The organism is Natrononativus sp. DTA114, from assembly GCF_059736515.1.
This window is the reverse complement of sequence record NZ_JCASSN010000006.1, coordinates 117,011-134,841: the sequence shown is the minus strand read 5'-3', so window position 1 is coordinate 134,841 and position 17,831 is coordinate 117,011. Positions and strand designations below refer to the sequence as shown.

Below are 17,831 nucleotides of genomic sequence, written 5' to 3'. Positions count from 1 at the left end.
CTACTGAGTGGTTGCCTATCTGTGCGGTCGGAACGGGCGTATTCGGGAGGAGGAAGCCCTCCTACCTCGTATCTGATTGCTGTGGGTGTCATTGATGGATCACTGATTCAAGAGTTAGAACCACGAATCCGAGATTTGGAGCCGTCTCGAGGTGTCGTCTGCACCGCGTAGGCCGAGTTTGTACCACCAGCGGGCGGCACGCGCGTCTTTCGAGTCTTCGGCCCACCAGGAATCTGCCCGGCCGTTGAGCAGCGACCACGGGTTGTCGATCGCGAGCGGGTTTGAGTTCTCGAAGGTGTTCTGGCGCTCCCAGCTATCGCGGACCTCGAGTAGCGACTCGAAGCGGCCGAAGCCCTCCGGATCGGCACCGCGCTCGTCTCTCGAGAAGGTGTAGTGGTGCCACGGGTCGATCACGTCCAGGTTGACGTGCGTCTCGAACGCGCCCTCCGAGTGTGTGAGCACAGCGTTCTCGGCGCTGATCTCGATCGGGAAGTGGTGGTAGCCCGTCGCGATGACCGTCTCGACTGCGCCCGTTTGCGGATCGACGAACACGTACGACGGTTCGTGATCCCATAGGTGGGAGTCACTCGCAAGGATACCAGCCGCGTAGTCGACGATACCGAGTTCCTCGAGTCCGGCGTCCTGGTGGGTGTAGCGCGCCCAGATTACGTGGGCGTCAGTGTCGTGATCCGGCGAGCGAGCGGTGTAGCCATAGCAGCCGATGAACTCGCGTCTCGATTTCGCCGAGATGTTGAGAAACGGTTTGTACAGCCGGAGTTCGTCCAGGTCATCGGATCGGTAGATCGTATCGCCGCCGTCCTCCCACTCGTAGCCGTCTGCAGCGACTCGAGCGGTCGTTGCGGTTGCCCCGATGCCGGCGGTCGCGAGCGCCGGTAGACGGGTGAGAACCTCCCGGCGAGTGCAGCCGTCGCTCGAGGGGCTGGATTGTGCTTCGGACATGGTGATCTCCTTAGAACAGACTCGAGGCTTGGGCGCTGATGTTCGTCAGCGGATACGCGCTCAGGTGATCGTAGCCGAGTCCACGGGTCGCCGCCTCTTCGGTCATCGCCGCTTCTTGATCGTCCTCAAGCTCATGATCGACCACGGCGCGGGCGGCGTGGGGCATCCCTGCACCGACCTCTTCGACCGCCGCCTTCGGGATTGGTGAGGCCGTCCGTGCCAGTCGGTCGTTGATCTCCCGAAGGTCGAATCCGCCCTCGGCGGCGAGCAAGAGGCCGGCAACACCGACGACCTTCGGGCCGGCCATCGACGTCCCCGTGAGACTCAGGTAGTCGTCGCTCCCCCGGCGTTGGGGGACTCTGGCGATAGACTTGCACCCCGGCGCTCCAAAGTCGGGCATCGCCTCGGCGGTTGTTCCACCGGAACTGTCGATCAGGCCGTCGTGTGGGCCGACGTTGCTGTAGTAGGCGCTCAGGGCGTCTGTTGGGTCTACGACTGTCGTTGCACCTACGGCGAGGGTGTGTCGACTCGAGGCCGGCGTTGCGACCCACCGGGAGAGTTGACGGTCATTGCCCGCCGCCGCGATCGGGATCGAACCCATGTCGACGGCGTAGGAAAGCGCCTGGTTGATCGTCTCCGAGTAGACGTGCGAACCCAGCGAGAGACAGATCAGGTGTGCACCCTGGTCGGCGGCGTAGACGATCGCGTCGACGATCGACGTGGTCGAGCCGCGGCCCTGATCGTCGAGGGCTTTCAGCGCGAGGATCTCTGCACCGGGCAGGTAGCCCCGATAGTGCTGTTCGTCCAGGTTCGCCGTGATTGCAGAGGCGATCCATGTGCCGTGATCGTCGCCGTCTGCGACGGCCTCGACGCCCGTCTCCCGGTCGTCGGTGACGAATTCTTTCGAGTCCGCGCGTACGCGTGAGTTGCCGTCACCGTCCTCGAACGGAATGCCGTCCGTGACACCCGTATCGACGATTGCAATCAGCAGGTCGCCCGTGTAGGGCTGTTCTTCGCCATACTCGTCAAACGCCGCCGTCGTCGCACCCGTTGCGTCTCTCGAGGCGTAGATCGACGTCTCTTCCATATCGCGCTGGAAGGCCACGCCGTCCGGAGTGGGTGCATCCGATCCGCGCGCCCACAGATAGGCATCCTGCGTTCGGGAGAACGACTCCCACGAACTTGGCCCATCGAACCCGCTGTACTCGAGCGGGCGGGCGAGCATACGCTCGCGATTCAGTTCGATGTGTTTCACCCAACTCAGCCCCTGCAGGCCGTTGCCGAGATGTTGATCGAGCGTCCCAGCACCGATCTCGCTCGGTTCGGCGACGATCGTCGCCGTCTTCGTTGCCTCGTGCCACGTGCCGTCGACGACGAAGCCGTCGGTGTTGCGCTCGAGATGGTCCTCGAGTACGTCGAACTCGACGTCGTCCTCGAGCGTGATCGGCCAACTGTACCGGTCGCCGGAGTGTGCGACCGCGTCGGATGGTGCGCTCCAGCGTCGGAAGACCGGCGAACGGTCCATCGTGCCGAGTGAGAGGATGGTCGCTGCTGGGGCCGTCTTCTCGGCGCTCGAGGTGAGGAACTGTCGTCGTGTCTGTTTCATGCCATCACCCCCGCAACCGGGGTCGTCGTGGTTGGTGTCGCGGTCGGTGTTGCAGGTTCGACCGGAATCGTCGCTGCAGCGTCGACTGCTGCGGCCTCGAGCGTCGTGACCAGCAGTGTGAGTGCGTCGACCAGTAGGGGGACGAACGGGATACTGGGCATCCAGCGATTGATCCGGTGTTCCTGTCGGTCCCACCAGTCGGGGTTCTGCTCGATCCGTAGGTCTGCGTTGCCCCGCTCGTCGGTGTGGGTCACTAAGATCACTTTGCCATCCTCCCTCTCATCGATCTGGCCGTGTCGATCGCTACTGTCAGTGATCGCATTGCCGTTCACCCACGCGAGCGCGTCGTCTGAGTACTCGTCCAGGTGGAGGAACACCGAGACGTGGCTTCGGATTTGCTCTTCGGAACTTCCTTCGAGGACGTTTACGTCGATCTCCTGTGAGTCGTCCTCGAGTGCGGCTTCGGGCATCAGGTGGAGCTCGCCCGGTGGGTTCTCGCCACTGCCGATGATCGCGTCGATGGTGAGTGTGCCGTCGTCTTCGGTGATTCGGGCGTTCTCGAGGCCACCACCGATCACAGCGTGGGTTCCAAGTGGGGACGTCCCGGCGCGGACTGTCGCCCGGTCGCTTCGTGCAGACTCTCCCGCGCGTACGCGCTCAGTCACGAGGAACGAGTCACCGCTACTGGATTCGACCGTCATCCGGACAGTGTGCAGCCCCTCACCGTCGGTGTCGAAGCGCACGCGGTCGTCCTCGAGCGTTGCCTCGAGTTCCTCGCCATCGGCGTTGAACACTTCTGCGTTCGAGACGCCGTCGAACTCGATCGGATCTGCGGGCTCGAGGTCGACGGTCACCCGCTCGCTTGGACCGGGGGATTTCGTCGAGAACTGAACTGCGTCGATCTCGGGGAGTGTTCCGGAGAAGGCCGGATTCTGGACTGTCGTCGAACCGGAACCGACGCCTTCGGAACCGGCGACCTGGAGCTCGACGTCTGCGATCGAGAAGTCGATATCGTCGACCGGGTGGTTCGAAACGCGGACCGTATTGGAACCGAAGAAGCCGCCGTCTTCGATCGAGATGTACTCCTCATCTATTGCGTGGGTCTCCCCATCGGACGTGTGGATCAAGACTGCAACGTCGTTTTCGTCGACCCAGCTTGGGATCGCCCATGCGACGTCGAAGGTGTCTTCGTCAACCTCGACTTCGCCGTCGCCGATATCGACAGTGTCGTCCATCTCCTCGAGTGCCTCTCGGATCGCCTCGAGTTCTTCCTGCATCTCCTCGCGTGACTGCTGGTCATCATCGGAGAGTTCGCGATCGAGCAGTTCCTCGATCTTCTCCTGGAGTTCGCTGTTGTCTTCGCTGATGTTCCGGTAGTTCTCGTGGATCTCGGTCAGCCGGTCATCGTCGATCTCCTCGATGAGTTCGTCCCATTGGGCCTCGAACTCCGAGACAGAGCCGTTCATGAACTCCTCGAACAGCTCTTCGAATCGCTCTTCGAACTGCTCGAGGTCCATGATCCACTCGCCTGTGTCCATCCGCTGGACCTGGATTTCGACGGTCTCGTCTTCGTCGAGGCGGTGGGTGTTGATGTTCGCTTGACCGAAGACCACCGTGGTATCGTCGAGTTGGAACGCCTCGATCTCCGTGCGGATGTTCTCGAACGTGATATCCTCCGGATTCTCGTAGTCGTCGATCGCGATTCCTGCGGGCAGGTCGTACGCAACCGCGTTGACCGTGATCACGTCACTTGGGACGTCGACTTCGAACTCGCCGTTTTCGTCGACCTCAACCGATTCACGCCAGATCGCCTCGTTCTCTACGAGGTCTTCGATCCGCTCGGCGTTCGCGAAGAGATCCTCCGACAGTTGCTCCATATCCATGATCTCCTCGCGGATCTGGCCCGCGTACATCTGCGTGAGATCATCCGGGTCACCGACACTGAACGCATAGCCGCGTTCTGGATGCCCCTCCGGATACGCGCGATACATCCCTTTCGGGAGGTCGACCTGGACCGCGTGGTGCTCGACGTCGCTTCGGAACGTGCGTTCGACCGTGACGATTGGCTCGGTTTCGTGGGTCGTCTGGGTGTACTCGAGCTCGACCGGATCGAACTTTTCGATGACGACCTCGCCCTCAGTCGGGTGGCCGGGGAACGAGTTGCGAACCGGTCCTTCGAAGATCCCGTAGCCACCCTCGTTGGGGTCCCACAGCGAGATCGTCACCGTCTCGTCGGGGTCAGTCGTGAGTCGAGGATCGTCAACCTCGCTCGAGACGGTCGTTGTTTTGCCGAACCAGCCACCCGATCCCCAGTCATTGGACTGGTGAACGAGTGGGTAGGTGGCGTCCGCTTCCATGTGGCCGTCGAGATCGTAGTCGGCATCCCACTCTTGTGGGAGTGGGTTGGTGAGCTCGTCCTCGAGTTCTTCGGCGAGGCGCTGGTACTCTCGAGCCTCGTCCTCAATATCATCAACATCGGAGAGATCGAACGCTGGCTCCCGAACGCCGTAGAAATCTAATGACGTACTGTTACTTTGAACGCGGTCGCCATGCTGGTCGTGGACAGTGCCAACGATGGAATCGCCACCTTCACCACCGGGTGCGAAGTCGATTCCATCCAGATGCTTCGCAGCAATATCGTATACGGAGGAGGAGGTGCTGTCTGTTTCTTCAGCGGAGAGATCATTTATGTTGTGTCTGACAACATCATTGTTATTACTCCCGGTGTAAAGCATCCCATCGCCTAATCCAACCCCCCAAGACGTGTCGCTGTGTCTATACCCCTCAACAACTTCGTACGTGTCCGAATCTATCTTGAGAACGTTATCCTCATTCGAATCTTCATAAGCGGTTGTATACAGGTATCCGTCGTAATATTTCACCGCGTGCCCTCGGTTCGAGGAATACACATCGTGAGTGTCAACCACCTCCAGTGTATCCATCGTAAGTTGGTAGAGTCCACCCCCATCACGGTTAAACGCATACACATAATCACCATCCCAAGAGATTTGGTAGACGTTCCTTCCCCCGATATTGGTGTGCTCTAACTCCTCCATTGACTCTGTATCAATCTTAGCAACACCAACGTCAGTCCCTACGTATGCGATCCCTCGGTCGTCAAATTGGATCGAAACTGAATCTCGGTTAACAGTGTCAACGATTTCGAGGTTGTTTGGATCTACCTTGAGAAACGCACCACCGTCGTCTGCGACGTAAATGTACCCGTCAGGTCCTAGCTCCGTATCACGGATACTCCCCTGGTCATTGAACGATTTAGTATCGACCGCGGTCATGTCAGAACCGTCGATTTTGTGAAGGGTGCCGCCCCGGTCAGCTCCAAATACGTAATCCTCCGAAACTGTAACTCCCCAAAAGTCGCTCCCCGTCCCAGTAGTATACGTATCTATGACCTCGAGCGTCACGGGATCTCGTTTCTCAAGTTCCTCGTCACTGTTGGCAACGTAGATGTAATCTAAGTGACTGTCTCCAGAGGCTTCCGCGATTCCGTCGTGTGAGCCACCGAAGATTCCGGGAGCTGCCACCATCGTAAACAGCGAGGCAGTGAGGATAAGCGAGAAAATGAGTGCCTGTAGCTGTATGCGCCCGATAGACGACATGGATGTGTTGATCGTTTTGCGTAGTTTGCTGGCGAGCGATTCGTCTCTCGAGTCGGTATATCCTGTCATGGTGTAGATTAGTTATCCATGCTCCGGTACACCCGGTACAGCACTTGGATGAGCGCGTCCTGGTCGGAGTTCTGTGGGCGCTGTTTCAGTTCCTTTGCGTCCTCGAGCCACCCGTCGATCTTCGACTGTTGGAACGAGTGTTTGACCTTGAGGTTTAGGAGGACGTCCTCGACAACGTTGAGAAAGTCGGCGATCGGGAGATCACGAAACGAAACGCCACCGATGTAGCCGTGTTCAGGGTCATACCGCCGCCGATAACGGTGTTGGCCGTACTCTTCGACGCCATGTTCGTGATGGTGCTCTCGAGAGACGTACAAGACAGGGTCGGTTAGCCGGACCTCCCGATTGTCGGTATGGACCGCAGTCGGGTTGTGCTGGAGGTGTTCGCCGTCGAACAGCCACGCACAGAGTTGTCGTTTCCGACCGCCGGGGAGATTGGGTGGGTGGTACTTTGTAACTGTTGAGATGGGGTCTGCACGCTCGCGGAGCACAGTATGTGCTTTCGACCGAGCGCGTTCGAAATCGGTCACACAGACACCGGGGTAGTCCGGGCGCTCACGACGGTCCCGAACCCACGACCGAAGTTCGCCTCCGCTCATCAACGAGACATCTAAGTTAAAGAGCGTTGACTCCTCTATGAGCCGCTGGAGTTCAGGAACGGTGAGTTCTGAGATCGGCGTCTCGTCAAGTTCATCAATCGATTTTCTTCCCCACCAATTCTCTCGACTACCGAGTGCTACAGGTTGATTCGTACTCATGGTTGTCTCCGTTGACGCTAGAAGTAACTGCTGTCCCGATCCAGCTGGCGGTCGTCATAAGACGTTGACCGTTCGAGTCCATCCGACGAGCGTGTCGGACCACCACCGGGCGGGTTGTTAGTATATTCATGACTACCATCATATATGAAGTTATCGACGACAACTAGATCAATAGCTATCAATCAATTCTGGTAGACTTTGGAAGGTGTCTGAGTTTACTAATCCACGTTCACCATAAACCGTAGATTATTGACCCGGCCGTGAGAGTGGCACATATGGGCGGCGAGCCCGTTGACGGTGATGAGTTAGACGAAACTGAGTCGAAGAACGTGACGCTGAAAAAACGGACGTTCCAGGCGCTCGCAGAACGATATCCGCACGGACTCGACGATCCCGAGCGCGTTCGAATGGCGATTCACGAGGCACTCGAGGGAAGCGACTCATCGACTGTCGACGAAACGGAGTAAGCCGAAGCCCGTAGTCCTTGGCCGGGAACGGGCGTCGACAGTGGCTACGCTCTCAAGCAGGTAAAATGATTCGCAAGCAACCAGAGTGGGTATTTTGTCGCCTCGAGGGTATTGACAGCATCGCGCCTCGATCTGGCAACGGAACGCCGGCTTGCTGACAGTGTTCTAGACTCGCCAATGGCGAAGCCCTTTCGGGACGCCATTGATAAGATTTCTGCCAAGATCAATAGAGATTGGAATTGGGCATTAGACACAATATATCCCGTTTGAATCTCTTTCTCGATGTTGCAGTGTTCGAATGACGAGGTGCCGTTGCAACCGCTGCGGTCCTGTATGATTGACCAGGAACACGATCCCTCCGAGACAACGTTACTCGTCCATGGCTACGGCTAGCGAACTTACATTTCCCAACTCAGATTGACTGCTGACTCGACCATGTCGAGCGAAGCCTAATCGAGAAATGGATTCATACGCCGAAGATGCGTGTTCACCGCTTCCACAAATCGTTGGGGCGAGCGTCAGGAGCTGTCTTGAAATTTTTATACACTACTATAATGTGGTGTGGTTGGACTTATTACTTAATAGACATCCACTGGAGGAGTTGCTAACTATACAGAACCATATTTCCAATAATTGGGCATTTAAATAAGCAAAACCTATCATTTTCGGATCTTACTGTACTACAATGTGTGGATTTCGTATCAGGTGAGCAAACCATAGTGTATAGTCCTAAATTTGAGTGTACAAGTATATTATAACTGAGTGAGAAGATAATTATACTGTGTCGACCAAACGTAGATAGTATGAGCCAACACAGTGACCAGGCTCGGCTGTCAGAACTCCGGCGAGAATTCCATGCTCATCCTGAACCCGGATGGAGAGAATTTTGGACGACCTGCCGTATAATCGACGAAGTTGAACGCCTCGGTGTTAGTGAGTGGTTTGTTGGTAAAGAAGTTCTCAACACAGAGTATCAAACAAATATACCTGATGAGGAGGTGTTAGACCAGTGGTTCGAACGAGCACGTGAATTAGGCTCATCTGAGTCTGTTCTTGAGAACCTCGAGGGAGGGTATACCGGTGCGATAGCGGTATTCGAGCGTGGTGAAGGGCCAACTGTTGCACTACGAGTCGATATTGACGGGCTCCCACTAACAGAATCAACTGATGAGGATCATCTCCCCGCAGCAGAAGGATTTCGATCATCTACTGAAGAGACGATGCATGCATGCGGTCACGATGCACATATCACGATCGGATTGGGGGTATTAGAGGCAATTATGGAGAGCGACTTTTCGGGAACGCTCAAAGTGATCTTCCAACCGTCGGAGGAACTAATCGCTGGCGGAGAACCAATCGCAAAAAGTGGCCATTTGGAGGATGTTGATGCACTACTTGCAGTGCACGTGGGGTTGAACCATCCGACAGGGACCGTCGTTGCAGGGATCGATGGATTCCTCGCGGTCCGTCAGATGGAGATTGCATATACTGGTGAATCTGCTCATTCGGGTGCACGTCCAAACGAGGGAAAGAATGCAAACCAGGCACTGGCTGCTGCAGTGACCAATTTGTATAGCATACCACGCCACGAACGTGGATCGACACGGATCAACGTTGGTGTGATGGAAGGCGGGACAGCAGTCAATGTCATCGCCGATCGGGCCAGAGCCGAGATCGAGGTACGTGGGGAGACGACAGAACTTGTAGATTATATGCATTCTCGAGTGCAGTCGATACTTAGCGGGGCCGCTGAAATGCACGGGTGTAATGTTGATATCGAATCTGCAGGTGGCGCACCGAGTGCAAAAAGCGATGATCGCCTTCGGCGTCTCGTCTCAAAAGCAGCAGACTCACATTCTGATGTTCTCCAAGTGGTAGAGACGGATTCGCTTGGGGGTAGTGAAGATGCATCTCACTTGATGACCACTGTCCAACAACAAGGGGGAGTCGCAGCCTATGTCGGTATCGGCACAGACCATCCAGATGGTCATCATACACCGACTTTTGATGTTGATGAGTCGAGTCTCCCAATAGCTGTGGACGTGCTCACCGATGTTATTCTCGAATTCTCTGCTCCATCCCAGGGTGATTGATTACTGATTCAGCGGGTATCTGATTCCGGAGAAAAGAATGGTATTCGTCTTTCTATATCTGTTTTATAGCTCTCACTAACACCTGCGACTATTACACTGGTATGCGTGTAATCCCCTACACTAGGTCCACATGGAAACAAGAACGGAAATCTGAACAGATCTAACGGACCACTATGATAAATTGATCTTCAATTCACATTCATTAGCGATACTAAGTACAGTCTGTGGTAGTTCCTCTTCAAACTCTGTTCCATGCATCCGATTTGCGGGGCCCGATACACTGAAAGCGCCAAGGACGGCGTTATTAGAGCTGAATACCGGGGCACCGACAGCACGTACTCCTTGAATTTGCTCTTCTAAATTGAAAGCGTACTTCCGTTCCCGTATTCGTTCTAATTCAGTTCGGAGCTCGGCTTTCGATGTAATCGTTTCAGAGGTCAACCGGGTCAACTCGAGTTCGGAGACTGAAATTGAGTCGTCGAATGCTAACACTACTTTTCCAGCAGCTGTTGCGTGTAGCGGAACGCGCTTTCCAATCGTCGACCCCGTCCAGAGGCCGTGCTTCCCGGCTGAGGTATGGATATAGATTCCAATATTGCTTTCCTCTACAAGGAATATCGACCGATAACCAGTTTCTTCGGCGAGCATCTCTGTATATGTCTTTGCAGTCTGATACAGGTCCCTTCTATTTTGAACGTATTCTCCTAACTGGAGAAACCGGAGACCAAGATAATATTGGTCATCATCCTGGGTAACATACCCACTGTTTCGTAGCGTTGCCAGGTGACGATGAACCGTGCTCGGGGCCAAATCAAGCTTATTTCCCAGCTCTGTTACCCCTGCACCATCAGCTTCCCGTAAAGCCTCTATCACCTGCAGAGTGATCTCCGATGTTCGTAGCATCTCGTTTCTTTTTCCCTTGTCCATACGCTACTATTTCTGTTGTGAGCAATCAATATTCCGGTGAGCGGAATCAGAATACATGCGGTTAGCACGATCTACCCATTAGAGTGATGCCAATGGGTCAACCCGAAGCCTTGGTTTAGCAACCTACTCAGAATAACAGGGAGGTCAGTCTATGAGTGCTAAGTCCGACTGGATATGTATGTACATCGTTGACGGCCGCTACTAGTCGTTGGTTGCAACTGCAGACTTATTGCTTTGTAAATCCGACCGAATGGACCGAAGAATATCATCAGTGGTTTCAGCAATAACTTGCTCGATGAATTCTGGGTCAGACTGTGTCGGGTCGCCTAATCCACCTTGTTCAGTTATCTCATCAAAGTAACTGAACTGTCGAGATTCGTATCGGGACCTCCTCGTCTGAGGTTCTTTCTTTTCGGAACGCACAGCTTCAGGACAATAGTGCTCAATCTGGCTTGTTTCGTATTCACCCGCATGACCCCACTCAGTTCCGAATTCCTCTTCGAGTTTTTCTCGAGCGAAGTCCGTCCAATTCACATAGTAGGTCGCTAAGTCGGTTGTTCGTTGGAGACGATCCATCGCAAGTTTGTGCGGTTCGATATTCCCTGCATGGCAATTCACAATGACGAGATCGGAGCCCCCATGCTGAGACACACACTGCCCGATTTCGACAATCATCTGAATATATGTCTCGAAAGAAAATGTGAACGTTCCCGGGTAATTCATATGGTGTTCAGAATATCCGTATGGTAGTGTTGGGAGCGCATGCATTCGCAAATCGAACTCAGAAGCTCGTTCCAAAAGCTCATCAGTTAATTCCGTTGCTCTAATTGTGTCTACTGACAATGGAAGATGAAGTGAATGCTGTTCTGTGCTACCACATGGCAGTACTATGAAGTCAGTTGTTTGGAAGACATTTTCTGCTTCCTCCCATGATAAGTCCTCTAACCAGCCGGTATCGACCGAATCAGCCATGAGGTCCCCCTTTGAGCAACAGGTATATAATATTTTTGCTGGCCATCAAATTTGATGACTTATTGCATCTATGCCACTTACAAAGCAAAACTGTGTACGAAAATCTATTTTGGAGGGAGCTGCATCCAGTGTAATAGTCAGTAGCTGCTTGGTAACGTGTTTTAGCATTTAACCGGTTAATGTTGCCCATACAGCCCCTTATTTATCTGGGGGCACTAATGCGGTCTGGTATGGCAAGCATTGGCAGGAGGAAACTCCTTGCAGCAGCAGGTGCTTCAATGTCCCTTACCGTCGCGGGATGTTTTGGAGATACCGGGAGTGAAAACGGGGAGGGGAACGGCAATGGAAATGGCAATGGCAACGGTGCTGATGGGTCTTCTGATGAGATACTAAACATTGGACAGGCACTGAGTCCGGTCCATTTCGACCCCATCGAACAGTTTTCGAATCCAGATGGCATCGTCGGCAATCGCCTCTACAGTTCGATATACACCTATACGGAGGAGTTCGATGTCGAACCTGAATTGGCAACAGACATGCCTGAAATTGAGGAAGACGGTACTCGGTACATTATCGAAATTACCGATGAAGCACGATTCCACAACGACGAGCCAGTAACTGCCGAAGACGTTGAATATTCTATTACGGCACCAGTTGACGAGGGAACCCCGTTAGCAGCATTATTCTCTCCAATTGAATCGACAGAACTCATTGATGAGCAAACGATCCAGATTGATCTGGAGTCGCCATATGCAATGTTTGAAGAGGTGTTGACGCACCATGTCGTTCCAATGGACGTCCGCGAAGCCGACCCTGGTGCATTTGGAACCAGTGAACCAGTCGGTTCCGGCCCCTTCCGGTTTGTTGATTGGGAAGAGGGCAACTTCGTAGAAATCGAACGATGGGACGACTACTGGGGAGATGAGCTACCCAACGTTGCTGGCGTTCGATTTGTACCAATCGACGAGTCGACGACTCGAATCACAGCAATTGAAACTGGGGAACAAGATATAATTGAGACGATTCCTCCGCAACTCTGGTCGACAGTCGAAGAAATGGATGATACTACAATACACGAGACCCCCAGTGTAGGATACTTCTATGTTGCATTTAATTGCAACGAGGGCCCTACTGCAGATGCTCGAGTCCGGGAGGCTATCGACTATACCTTCTCAATGGATGATGCAGTTGAACGGTACATCGAACCTGCCGGTGTGAGACAGTACAGCCCTCTGCCCGCAGAGATGGCCGATGATTGGGATATGCCGGTTGATGAGTGGGCAGAAATCCCACATGAGCCTGATATTGACAGAGCAATTGAGTTATTTGAGGAAGCAGGTGTTCCTGATGACTGGGACGCGACAATTCTCGTTCCTCCGGATGACAACCGTGAAGAAATAGGTCTCACGATTGCCGATGGCCTCCGCGAAGCGGGATACGATGGAACCGTTGAGCGGTTGGACTGGGGTGCGCTACTTGACCGTGCATATACCGGGAATGCAAATGACTACAACATTTACGTCCTGGGTTGGATTCGGTACGCCGACCCTGATGACTTCATGTACAATCTCTTCCACGAAGATGCGGAAACGGTGAACCAAGGTGTCTTCTACCGAGATGAGGAAGTCCAAGAACAGATTCTAGAAGCACGGCAAACGCTTGACCAGGATCTTCGTCGCGAGCTATATATCGATTCGATCACAACGCTATTAGAGGAACGGGTTCACTTGCCATCGTACAACTATCAGAACGTCTATGCTGTTAAAGACGATGTAGAGGATTTCCAAGTTCACCCGGTTGGGCCAATTAATCCTCGGCTCTTGACTTCCTACAACAACGTTAGTATTAACAGATAGCACTCCTCCACCTATACAATGAGTTTGCTTCGATATACGATACGCCGATTATTCCAGTCAGTCTTTATTTTAATCGGAATCGCAACGATCACCTTCTTTCTAGTTAATGCCATGCCCGGTGACCCCGTACGCATTATGCTTGGGCCCGGTACTGACCAGAGTACTATCGAAGCTGTCGAAGCACGATATGGGTTAGATCGGCCAATCTATGAACGATATTTCAACTATATGATGGGCGTTGCTCAGGGCGACCTCGGACGTAGTATTCACTACAATGGTGTCCCAGTTACTGAGAAGATTTTCGAGCGGCTTCCGGCGACTCTGCTCCTCGTTGCGTCGAGCTTTACGTTAGCGATCTCGATGGCAATCCCTCTGGGTGTTATCTCTGCAAAGCGCCAGAATAAACCGACTGACCACATCTCTCGAGTCATCGCTCTTATCGGTGTCAGCACGCCTTCGTTCTGGATCGGATTGATGCTCATTATCATCTTTGCATATCACTTGAATCTCTTTCCATCCTCAGGGTTGATCATGCCGTGGGCAGACCCTGCGAATGTGAATAGTGCTGGAACTCGGCCAGAGGTACTCTGGCAATCCTTTGGACACTTGATCCTCCCTACGATTACCCTGGGGACCCTTCAGACTGCCGCAATTATGCGAATCCAACGCTCTTCGATGCTCGATGTACTTGATCGAGAATACGTCGTACTTGCCCAGGCATTCGGCGTTCCCGAGCGGTCAATTCTCCGCAAGCACGCTCTACGGAACGCACAACTTCCAGTCGTAACGATAATCGGTATTCAGCTAACTACAGCACTCGGTGGGGCTGTTCTCACCGAGACGGTTTTCAATATTAACGGTATGGGAACACTCATGATCACTGCAGTTGAAAGTCAGGATTACTCACTCTTGATGGGGGTAACGCTGTTCTTTGGACTAATATTCGTCGTCGGGGTATTGATTACCGATATCCTGTATGCTTACCTCGACCCACGGATATCGTATGACGGAGGTGAGTAGTGATGGCGAGCCATTCTGGCCAGGCGGATCCAGATCGGCCCGATGACGCCGCAGTATCGGGCGACCAGTCAGAACGAAATATTCGGGATCAGGCTCAGTGGCGATACGTATTAGCGCAAATAAAACGTGACACGACCGCCAGGTTGGGGCTGTATATCATCAGCGTCGTGACTGTAATCGCGATCTTCGTTACTGTTGATGCCCAAATTCTCGACTACTATCTTGCAGACCGATTCTGGTACCATCCAGAACGGGATACTGGGTCACCAGCCCTTCTACCTCCACTTGGTATCGAGAATAACTTCGGTAGTAGTACCTGGCGACACCCTCTAGGGACGGATCAACGAGGGCGAGACATTCTAGTTAGACTCGTCTATGGAACTCGCATTGCGATTCAGGTAGGAGTCGTGGCGACAGGATTCGGTGTAATTCTGGGAACCGCTATTGGTGCGATTTCTGGATACTATGGGGGATGGATTGACGACATCTTCCAGCGTACGGTAGAAACGGTCTACGCCATCCCACTCCTCGTTCTTGTGATTGCGATCATGGCTGTCTTTGGTCGCCACCTCTGGATCGCAATTCTCGGAGTCGGAGTCGTTACAATCCCGATTTTCGCCCGCCTGATTCGCTCAGAAGTCCTTAAGATACGTGAAGAGGAGTACATTGAGGCTGCCAAATCGATTGGGGTTAAAGACCGGCATATCCTGCTCAGACACATAATCCCGAATAGCTTTGCGCCTGTGCTGGTACAAGCTACGCTACAGGTTGGTGTGAACATCCTCATCGTGGCTGGCCTCTCCTTCCTTGGGTTTGGTGTCCAGCCACCGACGCCTTCATGGGGGCAGATGCTAGCTGACTCCAGAGGATACATGCTTCCAAATCCGTGGTTTAGCATCTGGCCCGGATTGGCAATCCTCATAACAGTGATGGGATTCAATCTCATCGGTGACGGTGTTCGAGACGCATTAGATCCAAGGAACAATAATTAAAATGACTTCGAAACCACTACTCAGCGTCGAGAATCTGACAACGCAATTCGCTACGGACGAAGGAACCGTTAGAGCAATTGATGGTATCTCATTTGATGTGTATGAAGGTGAGATTGTCGGGTTGGTTGGCGAATCTGGTGCCGGAAAAAGCGTTGCTATTCGCAGTATACTACGGCTTATCAAATCACCGGGTGAAGTTGTCTCTGGGACAGTGAGATACAAAGATGAAGTGCTAATCGATCGTTCTCAAGAGTCTACCGGCGAAGTCATCGACGGCGAAGCTATGCTCAGTGAATCTCAAATGCGTTCACAGATTCGCGGCTCTGAAATCGCTCTAATCTTCCAGGATCCGATGGAGAGCCTGAATCCCGTTTTCACGGTTGGGAGTCAGCTTCGCGAGTTTATTGAAATAAATCGGGGGCTTTCAAAGAAAGAAGCTGAAGCAGAGGCAATACAAATGCTTCGTGAGGTCGGAATCCCCGAAGCCAATGACCGCTATTCTAATTATCCGCATCAGCTCTCTGGTGGAATGCGACAGCGTGTGCTCATTGCGATGGCACTTGCGTGTGAACCAAACCTCATTATCGCTGATGAACCCACGACAGCACTTGATGTGACTGTTGAAGGCCAAATCATTAGTCTCGTCCGGCAACTACAGAAGAAATATGATACTAGCTTCATCTGGGTCACTCATGACCTCGGTGTGGTTGCAGAAATTTGTGACCGTGTGAACGTGATGTACCTAGGGGAGATTATTGAACAAGCTGGAGTTGATGACATCTTCCATGATACGAAACATCCCTACACTGAAGCACTGCTACGGTCGATTCCAAAGCCACATGAGACCGTTGGAACTTTCGAACCCATTGAAGGGATAATGCCAAGCCCTCTCGAGGCGCCCACTGGATGTCGGTTTCATCCACGATGCCCCGATGCTCGAGAAGTTTGCAAACAAGTTCACCCTGACATTCGAGAGGTCGATGACCGACAGCGCTCTGCGTGTTTAAAACACGACGTCTTTGGCTCACAGTATGAGGAGAGCCAGCCACTCAAGTCAGGCGCAACTAACAAGACACCGCTGAATCAGGCGAACCAACCAATTGAGGGGAGAGAACAATGAGTAGTGAAAGCAACGACAATCCATCAGTTGCTCCAGCAGGGAGAACGAACGAGCGGGTCGATGATGAGCAGATCCTGCTCGAAGTAAACAGCCTCTCTAAATACTTCCCCACAGAGACTGGGCTATTTGCCGGAGTGAACCTAGACTGGGATGGATACGTTCCGGATGTAACGTTCGGTCAGGATTACGTAAAGGCAGTAGACGACGTCTCTTTTACCGTCCGCAAAGGTGAGACTCTCGGGCTTGTTGGCGAGTCTGGATGTGGGAAGAGCACGCTTGCCCGTACAATCCTTCAGTTACTCAAGCCAACTGAAGGTAGCATTCAGTTCGATGGGACCGATATAACTACGCTGAGCGGTGAGGAGCTGCGACAGCAACGCCAGGACATGCAGATGGTGTTTCAGGACCCTCAGTCGTCACTCAACCCCCGAATGAAAATCGGTACAATCGTTGAAGAACCATTGAAAACACACGGCCTTCTGGACAGCGAGGGCCGAGAGGCACGTGCGAAGGAACTCCTCGAGAAGGTCGGACTAGACTCACAACATTACAATCGATACCCACACGAATTCTCTGGAGGGCAACGCCAGCGGGTAAACCTCGCACGTGCACTTGCACTTGACCCGGATTTCATTATTTGTGACGAGCCGGTTGCGTCATTAGACGTCTCGATTCAAGCACAAGTTCTGAACACGATGCAGGAACTGCAGCAAGAATTCGGACTCACGTACCTGTTCATCGCTCATGACCTGAGCGTCATCCGACAAATCAGTGATCGCGTTGCTGTGATGTACCTCGGGGAGATCGTCGAACTTGCTGAAAAGGAAGAGCTATACGAGAACCCACAGCACCCGTATACACAAGCTCTCTTGGATGCGATCCCTGTCCCGGATCCGCGACTCAGGAGTGAACGCAGAACGCTTGAAGGTGATCTGCCGAGCCCAATGAACCCCCCAAGCGGATGCCGGTTCAGAACGCGGTGTCCTGAGTTGATCGCACCTGAGAGGTACAATTGGAACGGTGAGTGGGATAGCGTCCGTGACCTGATCTGGGCGATTGACCGCCAACTGATTGAACCCGAACCGGTTCCAAAAATCAAAGAACAATTTTTGGGTGATGCAGACCTCTCTGCTGATATTGAGCAAGACCTCGATTCGGGTCTCGAATTGTTTGCGGAGGGGAAATACAATGAGTCAGCAGAGTTGCTTACGTCTGCGTTTATGGATACTAGTGTCTGTGCACAAGAGAAACCGAATTACGAAGTCAAACCAGAGTTCAGTGATGACCGACACTACGTCGGCTGCCATCGGGTAGCCGAGAAGTTCTCGTGAGGTACCCACTCTCCTCGCTCGCGTGTGCACCCCTCGGGGACAG

At 53.4% G+C, this 17,831-nt stretch carries 15 protein-coding genes; 9 read left to right on the top strand and 6 right to left on the bottom strand.

Annotated elements, in window-relative coordinates:
* Nucleotides 1–114 precede the first annotated feature (114 nt).
* Genes AC6I6S_RS19395 through AC6I6S_RS19385 form a run of 3 tightly spaced genes read right to left on the bottom strand, consistent with a single transcriptional unit; the run spans nucleotide 115 to nucleotide 4,923 of the window.
* A complete protein-coding gene (locus AC6I6S_RS19395; protein WP_497952500.1) occupies nucleotides 115–960 on the bottom strand; it encodes a hypothetical protein in 846 nt (281 codons plus the stop codon).
* A 10-nt stretch (nucleotides 961–970) separates the two neighbouring features.
* Nucleotides 971–2,566 carry a S8 family peptidase gene (locus tag AC6I6S_RS19390; RefSeq protein WP_497952498.1) on the bottom strand — a complete coding sequence of 532 codons (1,596 nt, stop codon included), beginning with the start codon at nucleotides 2,564–2,566 and terminating at the stop codon, nucleotides 971–973.
* Complete coding sequence (locus AC6I6S_RS19385) at nucleotides 2,563–4,923, bottom strand: hypothetical protein (protein ID WP_497952496.1); 2,361 nt, start codon at nucleotides 4,921–4,923, stop codon at nucleotides 2,563–2,565. The genes AC6I6S_RS19390 and AC6I6S_RS19385 overlap by 4 nt, the downstream gene beginning before the upstream one ends.
* Between AC6I6S_RS19385 and AC6I6S_RS19380 the strand changes: the two genes are divergently transcribed.
* Nucleotides 4,924–5,085 carry a hypothetical protein gene (locus AC6I6S_RS19380; protein WP_497952494.1) on the top strand — a complete coding sequence of 54 codons (162 nt, stop codon included), beginning with the start codon at nucleotides 4,924–4,926 and terminating at the stop codon, nucleotides 5,083–5,085.
* Nucleotides 5,086–5,124: 39 nt separating this feature from the next.
* Nucleotides 5,125–5,313 (top strand): hypothetical protein, encoded by a 189-nt coding sequence (locus tag AC6I6S_RS19375; RefSeq protein ID WP_497952492.1) that lies wholly within the window; start codon nucleotides 5,125–5,127, stop codon nucleotides 5,311–5,313.
* Nucleotides 5,314–6,260: 947 nt separating this feature from the next.
* On the opposite strand, the gene AC6I6S_RS19370 is transcribed toward AC6I6S_RS19375, so the two are convergent.
* Nucleotides 6,261–7,010: a hypothetical protein gene (locus tag AC6I6S_RS19370; protein WP_497952490.1), complete on the bottom strand. Its 750-nt coding sequence runs from the start codon at nucleotides 7,008–7,010 to the stop codon at nucleotides 6,261–6,263.
* Between the two features lie 275 nt (nucleotides 7,011–7,285).
* Between AC6I6S_RS19370 and AC6I6S_RS19365 the strand changes: the two genes are divergently transcribed.
* Complete coding sequence (locus tag AC6I6S_RS19365; protein ID WP_497952488.1) at nucleotides 7,286–7,477, top strand: hypothetical protein; 192 nt, start codon at nucleotides 7,286–7,288, stop codon at nucleotides 7,475–7,477.
* A gap of 803 nt (nucleotides 7,478–8,280) precedes the next feature.
* Complete coding sequence (locus AC6I6S_RS19360; protein WP_497952486.1) at nucleotides 8,281–9,570, top strand: amidohydrolase; 1,290 nt, start codon at nucleotides 8,281–8,283, stop codon at nucleotides 9,568–9,570.
* A gap of 171 nt (nucleotides 9,571–9,741) precedes the next feature.
* Here the strand turns inward: AC6I6S_RS19360 and AC6I6S_RS19355 are convergent, their stop codons facing one another.
* On the bottom strand, nucleotides 9,742–10,497 hold the full coding sequence (locus AC6I6S_RS19355) for an IclR family transcriptional regulator (protein ID WP_497952484.1): 756 nt from the start codon (nucleotides 10,495–10,497) through the stop codon (nucleotides 9,742–9,744).
* Between the two features lie 201 nt (nucleotides 10,498–10,698).
* Nucleotides 10,699–11,469 carry a creatininase family protein gene (locus AC6I6S_RS19350; protein ID WP_497952482.1) on the bottom strand — a complete coding sequence of 257 codons (771 nt, stop codon included), beginning with the start codon at nucleotides 11,467–11,469 and terminating at the stop codon, nucleotides 10,699–10,701.
* A gap of 230 nt (nucleotides 11,470–11,699) precedes the next feature.
* On the opposite strand from AC6I6S_RS19350, the gene AC6I6S_RS19345 reads away from it, so the two are divergent.
* The 5 genes from AC6I6S_RS19345 to AC6I6S_RS19325 are packed head-to-tail and all read left to right on the top strand — an operon-like array spanning nucleotide 11,700 to nucleotide 17,788.
* Nucleotides 11,700–13,325, top strand: a complete 1,626-nt coding sequence (locus AC6I6S_RS19345) for an ABC transporter substrate-binding protein (protein WP_497952481.1) — start codon at nucleotides 11,700–11,702, stop codon at nucleotides 13,323–13,325.
* 18 nt (nucleotides 13,326–13,343) lie between these two features.
* Nucleotides 13,344–14,345, top strand: coding sequence for an ABC transporter permease (locus AC6I6S_RS19340; RefSeq protein WP_497952480.1), 1,002 nt, complete (start codon nucleotides 13,344–13,346; stop codon nucleotides 14,343–14,345).
* A gap of 2 nt (nucleotides 14,346–14,347) precedes the next feature.
* Nucleotides 14,348–15,337 carry an ABC transporter permease gene (locus AC6I6S_RS19335; RefSeq protein WP_497952479.1) on the top strand — a complete coding sequence of 330 codons (990 nt, stop codon included), beginning with the start codon at nucleotides 14,348–14,350 and terminating at the stop codon, nucleotides 15,335–15,337.
* Nucleotide 15,338: 1 nt separating this feature from the next.
* Nucleotides 15,339–16,457: an ABC transporter ATP-binding protein gene (locus AC6I6S_RS19330; RefSeq protein WP_497952477.1), complete on the top strand. Its 1,119-nt coding sequence runs from the start codon at nucleotides 15,339–15,341 to the stop codon at nucleotides 16,455–16,457.
* Nucleotides 16,454–17,788, top strand: a complete 1,335-nt coding sequence (locus tag AC6I6S_RS19325; RefSeq protein WP_497952476.1) for an ABC transporter ATP-binding protein — start codon at nucleotides 16,454–16,456, stop codon at nucleotides 17,786–17,788. Before AC6I6S_RS19330 ends, AC6I6S_RS19325 begins: the two co-directional genes overlap by 4 nt.
* Nucleotides 17,789–17,831 lie beyond the last annotated feature (43 nt).

What these genes read in the sequence shown, in the direction of transcription:
- AC6I6S_RS19395 (WP_497952500.1), bottom strand. Translation starts at nt 960, where the DNA reads ATGTCCGAAGCACAATCCAGCCCCTCGAGCGACGGCTGCACTCGCCGG.
- AC6I6S_RS19390 (WP_497952498.1), bottom strand. Translation starts at nt 2,566, where the DNA reads ATGAAACAGACACGACGACAGTTCCTCACCTCGAGCGCCGAGAAGACG.
- AC6I6S_RS19385 (WP_497952496.1), bottom strand. Translation starts at nt 4,923, where the DNA reads ATGGAAGCGGACGCCACCTACCCACTCGTTCACCAGTCCAATGACTGG.
- AC6I6S_RS19370 (WP_497952490.1), bottom strand. Translation starts at nt 7,010, where the DNA reads ATGAGTACGAATCAACCTGTAGCACTCGGTAGTCGAGAGAATTGGTGG.
- AC6I6S_RS19365 (WP_497952488.1), top strand. Translation starts at nt 7,286, where the DNA reads ATGGGCGGCGAGCCCGTTGACGGTGATGAGTTAGACGAAACTGAGTCG.
- AC6I6S_RS19360 (WP_497952486.1), top strand. Translation starts at nt 8,281, where the DNA reads ATGAGCCAACACAGTGACCAGGCTCGGCTGTCAGAACTCCGGCGAGAA.
- AC6I6S_RS19355 (WP_497952484.1), bottom strand. Translation starts at nt 10,497, where the DNA reads ATGGACAAGGGAAAAAGAAACGAGATGCTACGAACATCGGAGATCACT.
- AC6I6S_RS19350 (WP_497952482.1), bottom strand. Translation starts at nt 11,469, where the DNA reads ATGGCTGATTCGGTCGATACCGGCTGGTTAGAGGACTTATCATGGGAG.
- AC6I6S_RS19345 (WP_497952481.1), top strand. Translation starts at nt 11,700, where the DNA reads ATGGCAAGCATTGGCAGGAGGAAACTCCTTGCAGCAGCAGGTGCTTCA.
- AC6I6S_RS19340 (WP_497952480.1), top strand. Translation starts at nt 13,344, where the DNA reads ATGAGTTTGCTTCGATATACGATACGCCGATTATTCCAGTCAGTCTTT.
- AC6I6S_RS19335 (WP_497952479.1), top strand. Translation starts at nt 14,348, where the DNA reads ATGGCGAGCCATTCTGGCCAGGCGGATCCAGATCGGCCCGATGACGCC.
- AC6I6S_RS19330 (WP_497952477.1), top strand. Translation starts at nt 15,339, where the DNA reads ATGACTTCGAAACCACTACTCAGCGTCGAGAATCTGACAACGCAATTC.
- AC6I6S_RS19325 (WP_497952476.1), top strand. Translation starts at nt 16,454, where the DNA reads ATGAGTAGTGAAAGCAACGACAATCCATCAGTTGCTCCAGCAGGGAGA.